This window comes from Streptomyces sp. TS71-3, from assembly GCF_018327685.1.
Lineage (GTDB): Bacteria > Actinomycetota > Actinomycetes > Streptomycetales > Streptomycetaceae > Streptomyces.
Genome location: NZ_BNEL01000001.1, coordinates 2146488 through 2164927 on the forward strand (window position 1 = coordinate 2146488; position 18440 = coordinate 2164927).

The 18440-nt window shown below is 73.0% G+C and carries 12 protein-coding genes; 9 read left to right on the top strand and 3 right to left on the bottom strand.

The window, feature by feature from the left end; all coding sequences use genetic code 11:
• The first annotated feature begins 49 nt into the window (after positions 1-49).
• The 3 genes from Sm713_RS41175 (at position 50) to Sm713_RS08810 (ending at position 2753) form a co-directional block, all read left to right on the top strand.
• Complete coding sequence (locus Sm713_RS41175) at positions 50-184, top strand: hypothetical protein (RefSeq protein WP_283249769.1); 135 nt, start codon at positions 50-52, stop codon at positions 182-184.
• Between the two features lie 148 nt (positions 185-332).
• Positions 333-1370 (top strand): 3-isopropylmalate dehydrogenase, encoded by a 1038-nt coding sequence (locus Sm713_RS08805; RefSeq protein WP_212909089.1) that lies wholly within the window; start codon positions 333-335, stop codon positions 1368-1370.
• Between the two features lie 297 nt (positions 1371-1667).
• On the top strand, positions 1668-2753 hold the full coding sequence (locus Sm713_RS08810; RefSeq protein ID WP_212909090.1) for a branched-chain amino acid aminotransferase: 1086 nt from the start codon (positions 1668-1670) through the stop codon (positions 2751-2753).
• A 103-nt stretch (positions 2754-2856) separates the two neighbouring features.
• On the opposite strand, the gene Sm713_RS08815 is transcribed toward Sm713_RS08810, so the two are convergent.
• Complete coding sequence (locus Sm713_RS08815; RefSeq protein ID WP_212909091.1) at positions 2857-6249, bottom strand: substrate-binding domain-containing protein; 3393 nt, start codon at positions 6247-6249, stop codon at positions 2857-2859.
• A gap of 130 nt (positions 6250-6379) precedes the next feature.
• A complete protein-coding gene (locus Sm713_RS08820) occupies positions 6380-7348 on the bottom strand; it encodes a polysaccharide lyase family 1 protein (protein ID WP_212909092.1) in 969 nt (322 codons plus the stop codon).
• Between the two features lie 775 nt (positions 7349-8123).
• On the opposite strand from Sm713_RS08820, the gene cimA reads away from it, so the two are divergent.
• The 3 genes from cimA (at position 8124) to Sm713_RS08835 (ending at position 14489) form a co-directional block, all read left to right on the top strand.
• Positions 8124-9740 (top strand): citramalate synthase, encoded by a 1617-nt coding sequence (cimA, locus tag Sm713_RS08825; protein WP_212909093.1) that lies wholly within the window; start codon positions 8124-8126, stop codon positions 9738-9740.
• 373 nt (positions 9741-10113) lie between these two features.
• Positions 10114-12600, top strand: a complete 2487-nt coding sequence (locus Sm713_RS08830; RefSeq protein ID WP_212909094.1) for a glycoside hydrolase family 3 N-terminal domain-containing protein — start codon at positions 10114-10116, stop codon at positions 12598-12600.
• Between the two features lie 428 nt (positions 12601-13028).
• Positions 13029-14489, top strand: a complete 1461-nt coding sequence (locus Sm713_RS08835) for a hypothetical protein (RefSeq protein WP_374196037.1) — start codon at positions 13029-13031, stop codon at positions 14487-14489.
• A gap of 302 nt (positions 14490-14791) precedes the next feature.
• On the opposite strand, the gene Sm713_RS08840 is transcribed toward Sm713_RS08835, so the two are convergent.
• Positions 14792-15388 carry a YceI family protein gene (locus Sm713_RS08840; protein ID WP_212909095.1) on the bottom strand — a complete coding sequence of 199 codons (597 nt, stop codon included), beginning with the start codon at positions 15386-15388 and terminating at the stop codon, positions 14792-14794.
• Positions 15389-15746: 358 nt separating this feature from the next.
• Here Sm713_RS08840 and Sm713_RS08845 point away from each other — a divergent pair, with 358 nt between their 5' ends.
• The 3 genes from Sm713_RS08845 to Sm713_RS08855 all read left to right on the top strand — a co-directional run bounded on the left by Sm713_RS08845 (position 15747) and on the right by Sm713_RS08855 (position 18370).
• Positions 15747-16271 carry a hypothetical protein gene (locus Sm713_RS08845; RefSeq protein WP_212909096.1) on the top strand — a complete coding sequence of 175 codons (525 nt, stop codon included), beginning with the start codon at positions 15747-15749 and terminating at the stop codon, positions 16269-16271.
• A 177-nt stretch (positions 16272-16448) separates the two neighbouring features.
• Complete coding sequence (locus Sm713_RS08850) at positions 16449-18041, top strand: acyl-CoA carboxylase subunit beta (RefSeq protein WP_212909097.1); 1593 nt, start codon at positions 16449-16451, stop codon at positions 18039-18041.
• 59 nt (positions 18042-18100) lie between these two features.
• Positions 18101-18370: an acyl-CoA carboxylase subunit epsilon gene (locus Sm713_RS08855; RefSeq protein ID WP_212909098.1), complete on the top strand. Its 270-nt coding sequence runs from the start codon at positions 18101-18103 to the stop codon at positions 18368-18370.
• Positions 18371-18440 lie beyond the last annotated feature (70 nt).

Consider the following 18440-nt stretch of genomic DNA (forward strand, 5'->3'; position numbering starts at 1 on the left):
TCTCGTTCTCTTCGTCCGCGCTTTCCGGATGCCAAGGAGCCGATCTGCCATGGCCGAGACGACCACACGCCGAGTCCGCCGTACCACCCGCACCAGTGACGCCGAGCGCAAGAAGGCCGCCGCCGCCCTCCAGCGCGCCCTCGACCGCCGGGACAACGGCGGCGCATGGGGCCACGGCGTCTGAGCCGCCGGCGCCCCGGTCCGGGCCGCCGGGTGGGTCCCGCGGCCATCGTCCCGACACACAGGCGTCCGCATGCCCGCAGTGCACGCGCACTCAGTCCATATAGTGGACGCCTATGTCAATCAATGGGACGGAGAGTAGGGTGCCCCCCATGTCTCGCACCATCAATCTCGCGGTGATCCCCGGCGACGGAATCGGCCCGGAGGTCGTGGCCCAGGGCCTCAAGGTCCTGCGCGCCGCCCTCCCTCAGGACGTCAAGCTGGAGACCACCGAGTACGATCTCGGCGCCCAGCGGTGGCACCGTACCGGCGAGACGCTGCCGGACGCCGAGCTCGAAGCCCTGCGGCAGCACGACGCGATCCTGCTGGGCGCGGTCGGCGACCCCTCCGTGCCCTCCGGGGTCCTGGAGCGGGGTCTGCTGCTCAAGCTCCGGTTCGCCTTCGAGCACTACGTGAACCTCCGGCCCTCGAAGCTCTTCCCGAACACCTCGACCCCGCTGGCCGGCCGTCCCGACATCGACTTCGTCGTCGTCCGGGAAGGCACCGAGGGCCCCTACACGGGCAACGGCGGCAGCCTGCGGACCGGCACCCCGGCCGAGGTCGCCACCGAGGTCAGCGTGAACACCGCCTTCGGCGTCGAGCGGGTCGTGCGGGACGCCTTCGCGCGGGCCCAGGCCCGTCCGCGCCGCAAGCTGACCCTGGTGCACAAGAACAACGTCCTCGTGCACGCGGGCCACCTGTGGAAGAACATCTTCGACCGGGTCGGCCGGGAGTACCCCGAGGTCACCACCGACTACCTGCACGTCGACGCCGCGACGATCTTCTTCGTCAGCCAGCCCGAGCGGTTCGACGTCATCGTCACCGACAACCTCTTCGGTGACATCCTCACGGACCTCGCCGCGGCCATCACCGGCGGCATCGGCCTGGCCGCGTCCGGCAACATCAACCCGGAGCGCGACCACCCCTCCATGTTCGAGCCCGTGCACGGCTCGGCGCCCGACATCGCGGGCCAGGACAAGGCCGACCCCACCGCGACGGTCCTCTCGGCCGCCCTCCTGCTGCGCCACCTCGGCCACCCCGCCGAGGCGGCGCGGATCGAGGAAGCCGTCTCCGCCGACCTGGCGGAGCGCACCGGAACCCGGGGCACCGGCGAGATCGGCGACGCCCTCGCCGCGCGAGTATCCGCCTGACCGGCGGAGCACCGAAGCCGCCGGAGCCCCAGGGCCCCCGGCGGCTTCCTCATGCGGCCGCCGGGCGCCCGCCACCGCCCCAGGCCGCAAGCCGAAACCACCTATCCAGGGCAGCACGTGAGATATCGAACGTGGGGCTCAGGTAGGCAGGGAAGCTCGGACGTCCTACTATCTCGGTACCTCCCCGTGTCCCCGGGCACCCTCCGGCGCCCACGGAACGTCGAGTGCCGGACCGCAGGACGTACGGACGAGAGCGCGGCCGTCATATCACAGTGAAGGACAAGGATCATGTCGCCGATGCCGACGCCCACCATCGAGCTCAAGCCCTCCGCGCGCCCGCTGCCCGAGGCCGAACGGGACGCCATCCTGGCCGACCCCGGATTCGGCCGGCACTTCACCGACCACATGGTCACCATCCGCTGGACCGAGGGCCGCGGCTGGCACGACGCGGAACTCGTCCCGTACGCGCCGCTCTCCATCGACCCGGCGAACATGACGCTGCACTACGCGCAGACCGTCTTCGAGGGCCTCAAGGCGTACCGCAGGCCCGACGGGAGCGTCGCCATCTTCCGCCCGGAGAGCAACGCCAGACGCTTCCAGACCTCCGCCCGCCGGCTCGCCATGCCCGAGCTGCCCGTCGAGACCTTCATCGAGGCCTGCCAGACCCTCGTCAGGCAGGACAGGGCCTGGGTGCCGGCACACGGCGAGGAGTCGCTCTACCTGCGCCCCTTCATGTTCGCCACGGAGGTCGGGCTCGGCGTGCGGCCGGCCGGCGAGTACCTGTTCATGGTGATCGCGTCGCCCGCGGGTGCCTACTTCCAGGGCGGGGTCAAGCCCGTCTCGGTCTGGCTCTCCGAGGACTACGTCCGTGCCGTCAAGGGCGGCATCGGAGCCGCGAAGGCCGGTGCCAACTACGCGGCCTCGCTCCTCGCGCGGAAGGAGGCCGAGGCGAAGGGCTGCGACGAGGTGGTGTGGCTCGACGCCGTCGAGCACAACTGGGTCGAGGAGATGGGCGGGATGAACCTGTACTTCGTGTACGGGGACCGCATCGTCACCCCCGAGCTGAGCGGCTCGCTGCTGCCCGGTGTCACCCGTGCGTCGCTGCTCACCCTCGCCCGCGACCTCGGCTACAGCGCCGAGGAGGGCCGGATCTCCACCAAGGACTGGCGCCGCGACACCGAGAGCGGCGCCCTCACCGAGGTCTTCGCCTGCGGCACCGCCGCGGTGATCACCCCCGTCGGCGCGGTCAAGTCCAACGCGGCCGAGTGGACCCAGGGCGACGGGCAGCCGGGCGAGGTCACCCTCCGCCTCCGCAAGGCCCTCCTCGACCTCCAGACGGGGGCCGCCCCCGACCCGTACGGCTGGATGCACGAGCTGGCCTGAGGCCGGAGGTGTCCGGGCCGGTCCGGGGCACTCCGGCCGGCCTGATGCCTGAAGCCGCGGATCGGCGGCCCGGCAGATGAACCCCTCCGGAGCTGCGCCGCGCCTACAGGCGCGCCCGGCTCGCGTCGCGGTAGGCATGCGGCGCCACCCCCGCCACCCGGTGGAAGACACGGCTGAAGTAGGCCCGGTCACGGAACCCCACGGACCGGGCCACCGTCGACACGCTGTCCTCGCTGAAGGCGAGCCGCCGCTTGGCCCGCTCGATGCGGAGCCGGGTGAGGTACTCCCACAGGGTGATCCCCAGCTCGCGGTGGAAGAGCCGGCCGAGATGGTCCTCGCTCAGCCCGGCCGCCTCGGCCACCTGGCGGCGCGCGAAGCGGTGCCGGTAGTGCTGCTCCAGGTACGCCACCGCGTACCTGACGGGCGCGTAGGTGCGCTGGGCGGCCGCGTCCGTGCGTTCGACCAGGTGCGCCAGCAGCCGCGCCGTCTCGTCGTCGGTCAGCACGCCCCGGCCCAGCAGCACCACCTCCGGATGGCGCACCGCCCGCCGGGCCTCGCCGCGGCTGAACCCGGACGAGCTGAGCATCAGCACCGGCACCCCCGGCTGCCCCGCCGCCTGCCCGGTGGCCTCCCGCAGCCGCTCCACCAGCTCGAAACCGTCCATGTCCGGCAGCGACTTGTCGACCACGAGCAGCGCCGGCGCGTCCTCCGCGAACAGCGCGCACGCGGAGGTGCCGTCCACGGCGGCCCGCACCGCCCGGCCCGGCAGCACCCCGCCGAGCAGCCGCCGCAGCCACTCCCGGGACTCGGCGGAGCCGTCCGCGACCAGCGCAGGCTCCGCGGGACCCGCGGGCCGCAGCGCCCGCAGCGCGTCGGCCAGCCGGTCGCCGGTGACCGGCCCGTACAGCAGGAACGGAACGTGCCTGAGGGCCGGATGCCCGGCCAGGCGGTGCACCGTGGCCCAGTCCTCCGGCCTGACCAGGCACGCGTCCCAGGCGACCGCGGCCGGGGGCTGCTCGCCGACCAGGGCGGCCACCTCGTCGTCCGGGTGCAGCAGCCGCACCGGCAGGCCGTGCCTGCGGGCCAGCGCGGTGATCTCGGCCGGCGGCCCCGCCGGGGCGGCCACCAGTAACGCACGGCCCGGCGGCCCGGTGCGCCCGGACGGCGTGGGCAGCGGCAACTCCAGGCGGAACTCCGCCGCCCCGGACACCCGGTGCAGGGTCACCGAGCCGCCGTGCAGAGCCGCGAGCCGCCGCGCCATGGCCAGGTCGAGCCGGCCGCCGGGCACCCGGGCGGAGAGCGGCTCGAAGAGGTGCTCGCCGTCCTCCGCGGGTCCGGGCGCCATCGGCACCCCTCCGCCGGCGACGCCGACCCGCACCCGCAGGGTGGCCGGACCCACCTCCACCGCCAGCGTGGTGCCCGGCCCGGCGGCCACGGTGAGCAGATTGACGACGATCTGCCGCAGCCGGGCGGCGTCGGCGGCCAGCGCGGGCAGCCGGCGCGGCAGCGTCAGCCGCCAGCGGGCCCGGCCCGGCGCGGCGCCCGCCACCGCGGCGAAGGCGTCGGCGAGCACCGGGCGCGGGTCGAGCAGCCGGCGCGTGAGGCTCAGCGTCTCGATGCCGGAACGGGACAGCACCAGCAGGTCGTCGACCAGCCGCAGCAGCCGGTCGGCGTGCCCGGCCGTGGCCGGGTCCCGGCCGCGGGTGAGCCGCCGGATCTCCTCCACGGGGGTGCGCAACTCGTCCGCGGCGTTGTCCAGGAGCCTGGTCTTGTACCGGTTGGCCTGCTCGGCGGCGTCCCGGGCCCGCCGGACCTCGTCGAAGAGCCGCACGTCCTTCAGGGCCGCGCTGACCTGGTCGCCGAGCGCCCGGAAGAGCGCGCCCTGCCGGGCGGCGACCGAGGGGGGCCCGGCGTCGAAGAGGGCGAAGCCGAGGTGCTCGCCGCCGGCCGACAGCGGTTCGAGGACGAGCGTGCCCCGGCGGTCCACGGGCGGGCGGAGCGCCTCGGCGCCGGCCGCCGGCGGCAGCAGGGTGCAGCCGGGCACGCCGAGGCCCGGCAGGTGGCGGTCGAGGGCGGTGGAGATCTCCGCGGTGTCCGCGGCCGTGGTGAGCACGTTGCCCAGCGCGCGCAGCCGGCGCGACTCCTGCTCCATGCCCCAGCGCTCGTACTCCAGCAGCCGCTGCGCCTTGTCCGCGACCAGCAGCCTGGCCTGGCCGATGAGCCGTTCGGCACGCGCGCGTGCCGCGTCGTCGGGCAGCGCCGCGAGCACCCCCGCGCGCAGGCCCAGCAGCGCGCGGTCCCAGCGCGCGGAGGCCGGTGCCGCCCAGGCCTCGACGGCGGGCGCCGCGCGCAGGCCACCGCTCACCCGCTGCTCGAACAGCGTGAGGAAGGCCAGGCCGTCGGAGGTGTCGCCGCGGGCGTCTGCGGCCAGTGCCTCGGCGAGCGCGGGATCGGCCTGCACGAGCCCGTCGGCGGGTGATTCCGGTTGAGCGGCGTCCGGCGCGCCCTGGGCGACCAGCGGGGAGCGGCAGCCGCAGGACCGGCGGACGACGAGCTGGCCCGGCACCACCCGGCGCTCCGGTGGCGCCGCCCCGCGCAGCCGTGCCAGCAGGGTGTCCACGGCCAGCGCGCCCAGCTCGCCGAACGGCAGCGCCACCGAGGTGAGCGGGGGATCGCTGAGCCGGGCCTCGGTGGAGTCGTTGAAGCTGATCAGCGCCACGTCCTCGGGGACGCGTACGCCCCGTTCGGTGAGGATCCGCAGTGCGTCGGCGGCCAGCACGTCGCTACAGGCCACGACCGCGTCGAAGTCCCGCCCCGGCTCCAGGCCGCGGACGTCGAGCAGCACGCGCATGGCCGCGGCGCCGGCTCCGCCCGCGAAGTCGACGGACGCCGCCACGAGGGAGCGGTCGTAGGGCATGTGGTGGCGGGTCAGGGCGTCGGTGTAGGCGCGGAACCGGTTGACGGAGACGGGGTGCGCGAGCGGCCCCCGGATGCAGGCGAGCCGGCGCCGGCCGTGCTCCTGGACCAGGTGGCCGACGGCGCCGCGCATACCCGCGTAGGAGTCGAGCAGCAGGGTCTCGTGGTCGCCGAGGGCGCGGTTGAGGCTGATGACCGGCATCCCGCCGAGCCGTTCGACGAGGCGGTCCGCGGTGCGCCGGTCCGGCCCGTCCGGGGCCGGGCGCGCGGCCGGGGCGGGGGGCAGGCCCAAGGTCGACGTCCAGCAGATGGCGCCGTCCAGGACACCGGCGTCGACGAGGTCGTAGACGGCGTTGCGGGGGCCGTGGCCGGGGCTGAGGGCGTCGCCGGGGAAGCAGATCAGGTGGGCGTCGCCGCGCTCCGCCGCCCGGAGGACCCCCGACCAGAGGCTGACGGCGACCCCGAGGTGGACGTTGGCCGTCACGAGCCCGATGGTGGGGCGCCGCCGCGCGGTGCGCGGGGCGTCCGGCGGCAGGGGCCGGACGCCCCACGGGTACGGCGCCGGCTCCTCTTCCGCCATCGCAGCATCCTCGTCGTCCGTGACAAGCGCCTGGCGTTCGGTGCGAGGACGATAGCGGTGGGGCAGGGGCGGGACAAGGGCGCGTGGGCCCTCGTCCCGCGGGGGAACCGGTGGCCGTCGGCCGGTCTGGCTAGACGTGGCCCACGCCCGAACCGGAGGTCACGATGCTCTTCACGTTCGCCGCCGGGTCGAGCCGGTAGCTGTACGACGGGGTGCTGACCGAGCCGCCGGTCTGGCCGGAACCGGAGTTCACGAGCTGGTTGTTGCGGGCGACCAGCGAGCCGGGACCGGAGTCGGCCTCGCCCAGGTGGTAGGGGTCCTTCACGTTCTCGAAGTAGTTGCCCTCGACGAGGACGCCGGCCTCCTCGGTGGACGCGACGCCGTACCCGCTGTTGTTGTAGTAGTAGTTGTTGTACACGTGCACGGGGTTTCCGAAGCGGACCCGCGGGTTGCGCTGGGTGGTGGCGTCGAACCAGTTGTGGTGGTAGCTGACGTGCAGCTTGCCGCGGTCCTCCGAGCCGTTGTCGTCGCTGTGGCCGAGCAGCGCGTTCTTGTCCTGGTCGTGGAAGTGGTTCCAGGAGACCGTCACGCCGTCGGAGGCGCGCTTGACGTCGCAGGCGCCGTCGTAGGCGTCGGAGATGTCGTTGTGGTCGATCCAGACGCGGGTCGAGTACTGGACGTTGATCGCGTCGTCGTCCGACCCCGAGAACGTCAGGTTCTGGATGATCACGTTGCTGGCCTTGCTGACGTTGAGCCCGCCGCCGGTGATCCTGCCGCGGGTGCCCGTGCCGACGATGGTCTTGTTGGAGGTGACCTTCTCCATGTCGTCGAGCTGGATGGTGCCGTTCACCTGGATCTGCAGCGGCCCGTCGCTGGCCGCGGCGTCGATGAACGCGTCGGCGCTGGTCACGGTGACCGTGGGGCCGCCGGCGCCGCCCGTGGTGCCGGCGCCGTAGCCCTCCGGGCTGCCGGCCGCGAGGGTGCGCGCGGCCGGCTCCGCGGCCACGCCCTGGTACGCGGTGAGCCCGGCGACCGCGGCCACCGCGGTGGCCACGGCCAGTGCCCTGCTGATCCGGGAGCGTGCGCTCGTCCTGCGCATGGGGGATCTCCGTTCGATTCAGGGGTTCCAGTGGTCGGGTGGAAACCGCCGAGCCGCGCGGTCCCTCGGCGTGCGGTCGATGCTAGGGAGGCACGCGTGGACGATGACGCTCCACACGTGCACAATCACGCTCCGGTTCCCCCGGGCGCAGCGGTCCACCACGACGCCCCTGCCGGGGCAGGTCCAGGTTCGGGCTGCGCCACGGCGCCCCTTAGGGGCGCGGGGCTGTGTCGATATGCGGCTCCGCCGCGTGGGCGCGACCAGCCACGACTGGGGGCACCTCCCACGCCCTTCAGGCAGTGGGGGACGTCAGGTCGTCACCGCCGCGAGGGGGCAGTCTCTGTCGTCTCCGGACCACCGGCCGGTGGTGGGCTGGTCGCGCAGTTCCCCGCGCCCCTTTTCGGGGCGCTGCGGTCCGCAAGGCCCCCCCGGGGGGCACCCGTCCCGCCAGGGCACCCCGGCGGGCCGCCGTCGGGCGGAGCTGGACCGTATCGTGAGACGGCTCTCTCATCCGGGGGCGGTCATGTGGTTGACTGCCCCCGTGTCCTCGTTCGCCATGATTATTGGCAGCAGGCGCGCCGGTCCGCAGTGACCGCTGCACCGTGACAGACCTCGCGGCAGCGGCACCGTGCCCCAGACCCGCGCGCAGACCTCTCGCACCCGCGAGAGGTTTTTTCGTTTCCGCCATCTCACCCCCGAGGGGGACGGGACGCACGCGACGATGGGGGCAGGTGGAGCCAGGCTTCCCCACCTCACCCGACAGGAGTCAGACAGCATGAACAGCACCGGTCAGGCCACGGACGACAGGTTCGAGGCGTTCCACGTCTTCGACACCACGCTGCGCGACGGCGCACAGCGCGAGGGCATCAACCTGACGGTCGCGGACAAGCTGGCCATCGCCCGGCACCTGGACGACTTCGGGGTGGGCTTCATCGAGGGCGGCTGGCCGGGCGCCAACCCCCGCGACACCGAGTTCTTCGCCCGCGCCCGCGAGGAGATCACCTTCCGGCACGCGCGCCTCGTGGCCTTCGGCGCCACCCGCCGCGCCGGCGCCAGCGCGGCCGAGGACCCGCAGGTCAGGGCGTTGCTGGAGTCGGGCGCGCCGGTGATCACGGTGGTCGCCAAGGCGCACGACCGCCATGTGGAGCTGGCCCTGCGCACCACGCTGGAGGAGAACCTGGAGATGGTCCGCGACACCGTCTCCTACCTGTGCGCGCAGGGCCGCCGCGTCTTCGTCGACTGCGAGCACTTCTTCGACGGCCACCGCGCCAACCCGGAGTACGCCACCTCCGTCGTGCGCACCGCCGCCGAGGCCGGCGCGGACGTCGTCGTGCTCTGCGACACCAACGGCGGCATGCTGCCCGCGCAGGTCCAGGCCACCGTCGCCACCGTGCTCGCCGAGACCGGCGCGAGGATCGGCATCCACACCCAGGACGACTCCGGCTGCGCGGTCGCCAACACGCTCGCCGCGGTGGACGCCGGCGCCACCCACGTGCAGTGCACCGCCAACGGATACGGGGAGCGGGTCGGCAACGCCAACCTCTTCCCGGTGGTCGCCGCGCTGGAGCTCAAGCACGGCAGGCAGGTACTGCCCGAGGGGAGCCTCCAGGAGATGACGCGCGTGTCGCACGCCATCGCCGAGGTCGTCAACCTCGCGCCGTCCACCCACCAGCCCTACGTGGGCGTCTCCGCGTTCGCGCACAAGGCCGGCCTGCACGCCTCCGCGATCAAGGTCGACCCGGACCTCTACCAGCACGTCGACCCGGAGCTGGTCGGCAACCGCCTGCGCATGCTCGTCTCCGACATGGCAGGACGGGCCTCGATCGAGCTGAAGGGCAAGGAGCTCGGCATCGACCTCGGCGGCGACCGCGAGCTGGTCGGCCGGGTCGTCGAGCGGGTCAAGGAGCGCGAGCTCAAGGGCTACTCGTACGAGGCCGCCGACGCCTCCTTCGAGCTGCTGCTCCGCGAGGAGGCCGAGGGGCGCCCGCTGCGCTACTTCCGCACGGAGTCCTGGCGCGCCATCGTCGAGGACCGCCCCGACGGCACCCACGCCAACGAGGCCACCGTCAAGCTCTGGGCGAAGGGCGAGCGGATCGTCGCCACCGCCGAGGGCAACGGCCCCGTGCACGCGCTGGACCGCACCCTGCGCGTCGCCCTGGAGCGCTTCTACCCGCAGCTCGCCAAGCTGGAGCTGGTCGACTACAAGGTGCGCATCCTGGAGGGCAAGCACGGCACCGAGTCCACCACCCGCGTCCTCATCGCCACCTCCGACGGCAGCGGCGAGTGGTCCACGGTCGGCGTCGGCGACAACGTCATCGCCGCCTCCTGGCAGGCCCTGGAGGACGCCTACGCCTACGGCCTGCTGCGCGCCGGGGTCCACCCCGCCGAGTGACCCGGCTGCCCGCGGGCGTGCCGGCCGGGGCGGCACCGGACGGCCGCCGCCCCGGGCCGGCACGCCCGCCGCGGGCGCACGGCGGGCGGCCCGGGAAGGGCCGACCGCGAAGGCCTGACCGCGAAGGGCTGACCGCACCCGCCGGCCGGCCGGATTCCCGTGCCCGGCAAGGGTGCTCGCCCCCGCCTGAAGCAGTGTCAGGTCTTGACGAATACCGGGCATGCCACTTTACTCACGCCGTGAAATAGGCCCTTCCGTTGGTTCTTCGAGGGATTGCGAAGATCGGGCGGACGGGCCTCGGCCATGAGTGCGCGGCGGCGGGCGAAGGCCGTGAAGGCCCGCAAGCTCCGCAAGTTCCCCCGAAGGGACAGCGATGCGCAAGAGAGCCCTGTTCGTCTCGGCCGGCCTGATCGCGGGCCTGCTGCCGTTCGCCTCGTCGGCCACCGCGGCCGGCGCGGCCGGTGGCGAGGCCGGTGTGGTGACCGACGCCGCGGTCTATCCCGTCAAGGGTGGCGACACCGCGCGGGTCGAGGTCGCGCTCACCACCCCCGGCGGCGCCGCGACCGCCCGGCCCGTCACCGTCGCGTACTCCACGGGAGGGGGCAGCGCCGCGCCGGACGAGGACTACACCCCGGTCTCCGGCACGGTCACCTTCCCGGCCGGGACGCCCTCCGGCACGTCCCGGGCGGTCACGGTGCACACCCGCGCGGCCCGGGGCGAACGGACCGCGCGCACCGTCCCGTTGACGCTGGACGTCACCGGCGCCAAGGCCCCGGAGCAGCAGCCGCAGATCGTCGTCGGCGCCCAGAACATGCCGTACCTCGATGCCCGGCTGCCCGTCAAGGACCGGGTCTCGGACCTGCTGTCCCGGATGTCGCTCGCCGACAAGGTCGGCCAGATGACGCAGGCGGAGCGCGCCGCGATCAAGGACCCGGCCGACATCACCGGCTACCGGCTCGGCTCGCTGCTCTCCGGCGGCGGCTCCGTGCCCACTTCCAACACCCCGGCGGCCTGGGCCGACATGATCAACGGCTTCCAGCAGCGCGCCCTCGCCACCCCGCTCCAGATCCCGCTGATCTACGGCGTGGACTCGGTGCACGGCCACAACAACCTGGTCGGCTCCACCATCGAGCCGCACAACATCGGCCTCGGCGCCAGCCGCGACCCCGCCCTGGCCGAGAGGACCGGCGAGGTCACCGCCGCGGAGACCCGCGCCACCGGCGTCCCCTGGGCCTTCGCCCCCTGCCTCTGCGTCAGCCGCGACGAGCGCTGGGGCCGCTCGTACGAGTCGTTCGGCGAGGACCCGGCGCTGGTGACGTCCATGGAGACGATCGTCCAGGGCCTCCAGGGTCCCGCGGACGGCTCCGAACTCTCCCGGAACGACCGCGTGCTCGCGACCGCCAAGCACTTCGTCGGCGACGGCGGCACGGTGTACGGCACCTCCACCAACGGCAGTTACACGATCGACCAGGGCATCACCGAGGTGACCAGGAAGCAGCTGGAGGACATCCACCTCCCGCCGTTCCGGGAGGCGGTGCGGCGCGGCGTCGGCTCGGTGATGCCGTCCTACTCGTCGATGCAGATCACGGACGAGGACGACAAGCCCCTGAAGATGCACGCCGACGGTGACCTGATCAACGGCACCCTCAAGGGCGACATGGGCTTCGACGGCTTCGTCATCAGCGACTACGCCGGCATCGACCAGATCTCGCCCGACTACACCGCGGACGTGCGCATCTCCGTGAACGCGGGCGTCGACATGGTGATGGTGCCCAACGCGTACCAGAAGTTCGAGTCGGCGCTCACCGACCAGGTGAACGCGGGGAGCATCACCGGCGACCGCATCGACGACGCCGTCTCGCGCATCCTCACCCAGAAGTTCGAGCTGGGCCTCTTCGAGCACCCCTACGCGGACACCAGCGGCGCCGGCGACATCGGCTCCGCCGCGCACCGCCAGGTGGCCCGGCAGGCCGCGGCCGAGTCCCAGGTGCTGCTGAAGAACGGCACCGGCGCCGACCCCGTGCTGCCGCTGAAGAAGAGCCAGAAGGTGTACGTCGCCGGGTCCAACGCCGACGACCTGGGCAACCAGACCGGCGGCTGGACCGTCACCTGGCAGGGCGGCTCCGGCGCCATCACCAAGGGCACCACGATCCTCCAGGGCATGCGCCAGGCCGCGCCCAGCGCCAGGATCGACTACTCGAAGGACGCCTCGGCGCCCACCAGCGGCTACGACGTCGGCGTGGTCGTGGTCGGTGAGAAGCCGTACGCGGAGGGCGTGGGAGACGTCGGCAACGGCCACGACCTCCAGCTCAGCGCCGCCGACAAGGCCGCCGTCGACAAGGTCTGCGGCGCCATGAAGTGTGCCGTGCTGATCGTCTCGGGGCGCCCGGAGCTCATCGGCGACCGGCTCGGCGAGATGGACGCCGTGGTCGCCTCCTGGCTGCCCGGCACCGAGGGCGAGGGCGTCGCCGACGTGCTCTACGGCGCCAAGCCCTTCACCGGGCAGCTCCCGGTGAGCTGGCCGCGGTCGGAGGACCAGCTGCCCATCAACGTCGGGGACGCGACGTACGACCCGCAGTTCCCCTTCGGCTGGGGCCTGACCACCAAGGGGAGCCCGGCACGTGGCGGCGCCGTCACCCTGAAGGTGCTGAAGGGCCTGGCCACGGCCGCGGAGCACCTGCACTCCCAGAAGGCCGGCACCGCGTTGGTCGCGCAGGCGCGAGGGCTCGTCCAGCAGCGGGTGGGCCAGCACGTCACGGCCGCGGTGTCCGGGCCCTTCGCCGACGCCGACCACCAGCTGCTGACCGGGCACTACGCGGCGGCGATCACCAAGCTCACCCAGGCCTACAGCGCGGCCTGACCCCCTGCACGGCTAGGTCGTGTCCGGCGGATCTTCGTGGATCAGCCTGCGGCGTCTGGTGCCGTGCATCGCAAGGCGGAGGATCGTCCTCGTACGGGGCGTACTCGGATGACTCCGACAACGCGGCGAGGTGCGGTGCTGGGGGAGTGCCCCCAGCAGTTCCCCGCGCCTCTTTCGGGGCAGGGGAGGCCGCCCACATCCCCGTTGGGGGGCGAGGCCCCGGGCTGAGGGGGTGGAGACCTACCACCGGCTTAAGTGCTCCGGAGACGGCAGAGAGTCCCCTTTCGGGCCCGGAGCTGAGCCCCGGAAGCGGCGCACGAAGCCCCTCCGGGGCTTTCGCCGGTCTCCGTCGAATGTCCGTCTCGGCTGCCTTCAGCTAGATTCAGAATATGAAGCCGCACATACCCGGGGCCCTCGGTCCCACCGGTATGTCCGGCCGGCCCGCCCGGCCGGCGCGAGGGCGTGCGTCCCCGCAGGGGGCACCGGCCACCCGCAGGGTCCTTCGCCTACTGACCGTGCTCCTGCTGACCGTGGTGTCGGCGCTCGCGCTGACCACCCCCAGCCTCGCCGGCACCCCCGGCACCGGCACCCCCGCGAGCACCGCTCGCTCCGCCGCCGACGTGTCCCGTATCGCCGACGCCCTGCGCAAGGGTCCCGTCTACGTGGACCCCGCGGCGGCGTCCCAGCTCTCCCGTGCCGATGCCCGGGCCCTCGCCGACAAGATCAAGAAGGCGGACAAGCCGGTCTTCATCGCCGTGCTGCCCGCCGGCTTCCCCACCCGGAACCTCTTCCGGGACCTGCGCACCGAGACCGGCATCACCGGCGTCTACGGCATCCGCCTGGGCAACGCGTTCGACGCGCGCGCCGACGGCACCGTGCTCTCCGGCCGTGCGGTGGGCAACCTGGTCACCTCGGTCCAGGGGCAGGGTGCCGTAACCCAGCTCAACTCCTTCGCCGACCAGGCCATCAGGGGCGCCCGCGGCTCCGCCCCGTCGTCCTGGGACGGGGGCGGCGGCGTGCCGTCGGGCACGCTGATCGGCGTGGGCGCCGTGATCGTGCTGGGCGGCGCCGCCGCGTACACCGTGACCCGCAGGAACCGCCGGCGGCACCGGGAGGAGCAGCGTGCGGCCCTGGAGAGGCTCCGGGTGGTGGTGGACGAGGACATCACCGCCTTCGGCGAGGAGCTGGACCGGCTCGACTTCGACCCGCGCGAGCGCGGCGCGGACGACGCGATGCGCGGCGACTACGAGCACGCCCTCGACGCCTACGACCGCGCCAAGTCCCGGATGGCGGAGGCGGAGCGCCCGGAGGACGTCCGGGGCGTCACCGAGGCGCTGGAGGACGGCCGGTTCTCGCTGGCACGGCTGGCCGCGCGCAGGGAGGAGCGCCCGCTGCCGGAGCGCCGCCCGCCGTGCTTCTTCGACCCCCGGCACGGCCCCTCGGTGACCGACGTCCGCTGGGCGCCGGCCGGCGGAGCCGAGCGCGAGGTGCCGGTGTGCGCGGCGGACGCCACCCGCCTGCTGGAGGGCGAGGAGCCGATGTCCCGCACGGTCGAGACGGCCTCCGGCCGCCGCCCGTACTGGGAGGCGGGACCCGCGTACGGTCCGTGGGCGGGCGGCTACTTCGGCGGCGGACTGCTGCCCGGCCTGCTCATCGGCACCCTGCTGGGCAACCTGATGGCCACACCCGGCTACGCCACGGACTACGGCAGCGGCTACGGCGACTTCAGCGGCCCCGGGTTCGACGGCGACGGGTCCGGCGGGGACTCTTCCGGCGGCGACTTCGACCAGGACGACTTCGGCGGCGGGTTCGGCGACGGCGGGGGCTTCGGCGACGGGGGCGGGTTCGGCGATGGCGGCGGCGGCGACTTCGGGGGCGGCGGCTTCTAGGAGCCCGGCCCGAGACGCGGCTCGCCGCGATCGCGCCCGGCGCGGTGCCGGCGGTGGCCGTGGCACGGCGGGCGCTTCCGGCTGCCTGCCGGCGCCCGGCGGTGGGCGCCGGCAGGGGCGCGGGGGAACCTCCACCGGCCGGTGGCCCCGCGGTGGCGGAGGCGGAGGTTGCCTCTTCTGAGCGGTGACGGGCTCGGGGCCCGTGGCGGTCTCCCACGGACACAAGGCGCGGGCGGTGCCCCCGGCGCCGTTCCCCGCGCCCCTGGCCTTCGGATCCGGAAGCAGAAGGGGAGCGGGTGGCGTCAGGCCTGCTTGATCGCCGAGATGTCGAAGGTCAGCCGGATCTTGTCCGAGACCAGCACCCCGCCCGTCTCCAGCGCGGCGTTCCACGTCAGCCCGTACTCGGAGCGCAGCAGCGAGGACGTTCCCTCGAAGCCGACGCGCTCGTTGCCGAACGGGTCCTTGGCGAAGCCGTTGAACTCCAGGTCGATGGTGATCTGCCGGGTGGTGCCGAGGATGGAGAGGTCGCCGGTGATCCGGTAGGAGTCGCCGCCGACCGCCTCGGCGGACGTCGAGCGGAAGGTCATCTTCGGGTGCTTCTCGATGTCGAAGAAGTCCGCGCTGCGCAGGTGGACGTCGCGGTCGTTGGCCCCGGTGTTGATGCTGTCCATCGTGATGTCCAGGGACGCGGTGGACGCGGACGGGTTCGCGGCGTCCAGGTGCAGGGTGCCCTCGAACTCCTGGAAGCCGCCGGTGACGTTGGTGACCATCGCGTGCCGGGCGACGAAGCCGATCGTGGTGTGCGCGGGGTCGATCGTGTAGTCCCCGGTGAGCGCCGGGTCCGCCTGCGCGGGGGCTGACGCCTCGGTGCCTGCGTTGCCCCGTCCGAAGATGCCCATGATGCACTCCTTGTCCTGTCTGAGGTCTGTCTGAGGAGGTGCGGTCCGGCGCGTGGGCGCCGGGTCGCACCGTTCTGTTGAATGTTAAACCAGTGCGACTCTAGGGCTATTCCGTTCAAGGTTCAACGTCATTGCGGGTTCGTGTCCGGGGCTTTCCCGCGTGTTTCCCCGCCCCTCTGGCGGACGCGCGTAGAACCGGGCACCATCTCCTTGCTCCACCTGCACGGCCACGCCAACTGCCCCCGCTGCGCCGGGCGTTCCCCACCGGACCGCTCGTGACCCCGGAGGGGCAGCACGACCATCCACGACCGCCCGCGGCTCCGCCGCGCGCCGGTCCCAGCAGGGAGGATCCCCTCACATGACCAAGAGAACGCTGCGTGCGCTGCTCAGCACGCTGGCGCTGCTCGTCGGCGCCCTGATCGCGCCCGGCGTCGGCGTCCTCTCCGGGGCGTCCGACGCCTCGGCCCAGACTGCCGTCACCAAGCTCACGCACGCGCAGGCCACCGCGATGTTCCGCAGCGCCGGCATCACCTGGTCGTCCTCGGGCGGCTGCTCCAACCGGAACAACGCGACGTGCACCTCGTTCGACGGGCTCAACCAGGCCACGGCCCAGGGCGCGGTGACCCTGAAGGGCGCGATAGGCTGCGCGCTCAACATCACCGGAGGCACCGAGACCGGCCACGCGAGCGGCACCTACTCGCACTGGAACGGCTACAAGCTCGACTACTCGAAGAGCACCTGCCTCACCAACTACATCAAGAGCGCCTTCACCTACATCGGCCTGCGGGGCGACGGCTACCCGCAGTGGGAGGCCGCCTCGGGCAACCTCTACGCGGACGAGGGCAGCCACTGGGACGCCACGTACTACTCCTGCGGCTGCTAGCGAGGGCGTAGGACGGGCGGGGGCGCCATTGTGTGACCCCCACAACGGCAAGGGCCCCGGAGCAGTCGGGAAGGCTGTCCTCCGAAAGGGTTCTGTTAGGGGCTACCAGGAAAACGGGCCGGAGACTGTACGGAGTCGACGGCCCGTTTTCGGTGTCCGACTTCGTAAGGTCACTACATGACCGTTATGGAGGAGACCGCTGCCCCCGGGGGCGAGCCCAGGGACGCGCGCGGCCGGGTGGCGGAACTGCAGGCCATCCGTGCGGAGGCGCTGCGGGGCCCCAGCGACAAGGCGACCGAGGCCCAGCACGCCAAGGGCAAGCTGACCGCCCGCGAGCGGATCGAGCTGCTGCTCGACCCCGACTCGTTCCATGAAGTCGAGCAGCTCCGCCGGCACCGGGCGACGGGTTTCGGCCTGGAGGCGAAGAAGCCCTACACGGACGGCGTGATCACCGGCTGGGGCACGGTCGAGGGCCGCACCGTCTTCGTCTACGCCCACGACTTCCGGATCTTCGGCGGCGCCCTCGGCGAGGCCCACGCCACCAAGATCCACAAGATCATGGACATGGCCATCGCGGCCGGCGCGCCGCTGGTGTCCCTCAACGACGGCGCGGGCGCGCGCATCCAGGAGGGCGTCAGCGCCCTCGCGGGCTACGGCGGCATCTTCCAGCGCAACACCAGGGCCTCCGGTGTCATCCCGCAGATCAGCGTGATGCTCGGCCCGTGCGCCGGTGGCGCGGCCTACAGCCCCGCGCTGACCGACTTCGTCTTCATGGTCCGCGACACCTCGCAGATGTTCATCACGGGGCCGGACGTGGTCAAGGCCGTCACGGGCGAGGAGATCACCCAGAACGGCCTGGGCGGCGCGGACGTGCACGCCGAGACCTCGGGCGTCGCCCACTTCGCGTACGACGACGAGGAGACCTGCCTCGCCGAGGTGCGCTACCTGCTCTCGCTGCTGCCGCAGAACAACCGCGAGAACCCGCCGTCCATCGACTGCGAGGACCCCGCCGACCGGCGCAGCGACGTCCTGCTCGACCTGGTGCCCGCCGACGGCAACCGCCCCTACGACATGACCAAGGTCATCGAGGAGGTGGTCGACGACGGCGAGTACCTGGAGGTCCACGAGCGCTGGGCGCGCAACATCATCTGCGCGTTCGCCCGTCTCGACGGCCGGGTGGTGGGCATCATCGCCAACCAGCCCCAGGTGCTCGCCGGGGTGCTGGACATCGAGGCCTCGGAAAAAGCTGCGCGCTTTGTCCAGATGTGCGACGCTTTCAATATCCCGATCGTCACCCTGCTCGACGTGCCCGGCTTCCTGCCGGGCGTCGACCAGGAGCACGGCGGGATCATCCGGCACGGCGCCAAGCTGCTCTACGCGTACTGCAACGCCACCGTCCCCAGGATCTCGCTGATCCTGCGCAAGGCGTACGGAGGTGCCTACATCGTCATGGACAGCCAGTCCATCGGCGCCGACCTCACCTACGCCTGGCCGACCAACGAGATCGCGGTCATGGGTGCGGAGGGCGCCGCCAACGTCATCTTCCGGCGCCAGATCGAGTCGGCCGCCGACCCCGAGGCCACGCGCGCCCGCATGGTCAAGGAGTACAAGGCGGAACTGATGCACCCCTACTACGCCGCGGAGCGCGGCCTCGTCGACGACGTCATCGACCCCGCCGGGACCCGCGAGGTGCTCATCGGCTCCCTCGCCATGCTCCGTACCAAGCACGCCGACCTGCCCTCGCGCAAGCACGGCAATCCGCCGCAGTGACCCTGGCACGGCAATCCGCCGCAGTGGCCCCGCGGCCCTCACGCCCACGAAAGGCGCCCATGTCCATCACCGCCACCGACCGGACTCCCGGTCCCACCGAGCCCCCGGCCGGCGATCCTGCCGCCGCCGTGGCCACAGGCGACGTGCTGCGCGTGGAGCGTGGCCAGGCCGGTCCCGAGGAACTGGCCGCCATCACCGCCGTCCTGCTCGCCAGGGCCGGTGCCGCCGCCCAGCCCGCGCCGGACGAGCACGCCCACGCCCGCCCCAGGGCCGGCTGGCGCCGCCTGGAGCGCGAGTCCGGCTTCCGCCCGCCGCACAGCTGGCGCTGACGCCCGCGCAGGGCGCCTGGCGCGCCCGCGTGCGCCCGAACCGGCGCAGAGAACGCGCAGAAGACTCACC

Coding starts and splice junctions, on each gene's coding strand:
- Sm713_RS41175 (WP_283249769.1), top strand. CDS start 50: ATGGCCGAGACGACCACACGCCGAGTCCGCCGTACCACCCGCACCAGT.
- Sm713_RS08805 (WP_212909089.1), top strand. CDS start 333: ATGTCTCGCACCATCAATCTCGCGGTGATCCCCGGCGACGGAATCGGC.
- Sm713_RS08810 (WP_212909090.1), top strand. CDS start 1,668: ATGCCGACGCCCACCATCGAGCTCAAGCCCTCCGCGCGCCCGCTGCCC.
- Sm713_RS08815 (WP_212909091.1), bottom strand. CDS start 6,249: ATGGCGGAAGAGGAGCCGGCGCCGTACCCGTGGGGCGTCCGGCCCCTG.
- Sm713_RS08820 (WP_212909092.1), bottom strand. CDS start 7,348: ATGCGCAGGACGAGCGCACGCTCCCGGATCAGCAGGGCACTGGCCGTG.
- cimA (WP_212909093.1), top strand. CDS start 8,124: ATGAACAGCACCGGTCAGGCCACGGACGACAGGTTCGAGGCGTTCCAC.
- Sm713_RS08830 (WP_212909094.1), top strand. CDS start 10,114: ATGCGCAAGAGAGCCCTGTTCGTCTCGGCCGGCCTGATCGCGGGCCTG.
- Sm713_RS08835 (WP_374196037.1), top strand. CDS start 13,029: ATGTCCGGCCGGCCCGCCCGGCCGGCGCGAGGGCGTGCGTCCCCGCAG.
- Sm713_RS08840 (WP_212909095.1), bottom strand. CDS start 15,388: ATGGGCATCTTCGGACGGGGCAACGCAGGCACCGAGGCGTCAGCCCCC.
- Sm713_RS08845 (WP_212909096.1), top strand. CDS start 15,747: ATGACCAAGAGAACGCTGCGTGCGCTGCTCAGCACGCTGGCGCTGCTC.
- Sm713_RS08850 (WP_212909097.1), top strand. CDS start 16,449: ATGACCGTTATGGAGGAGACCGCTGCCCCCGGGGGCGAGCCCAGGGAC.
- Sm713_RS08855 (WP_212909098.1), top strand. CDS start 18,101: ATGTCCATCACCGCCACCGACCGGACTCCCGGTCCCACCGAGCCCCCG.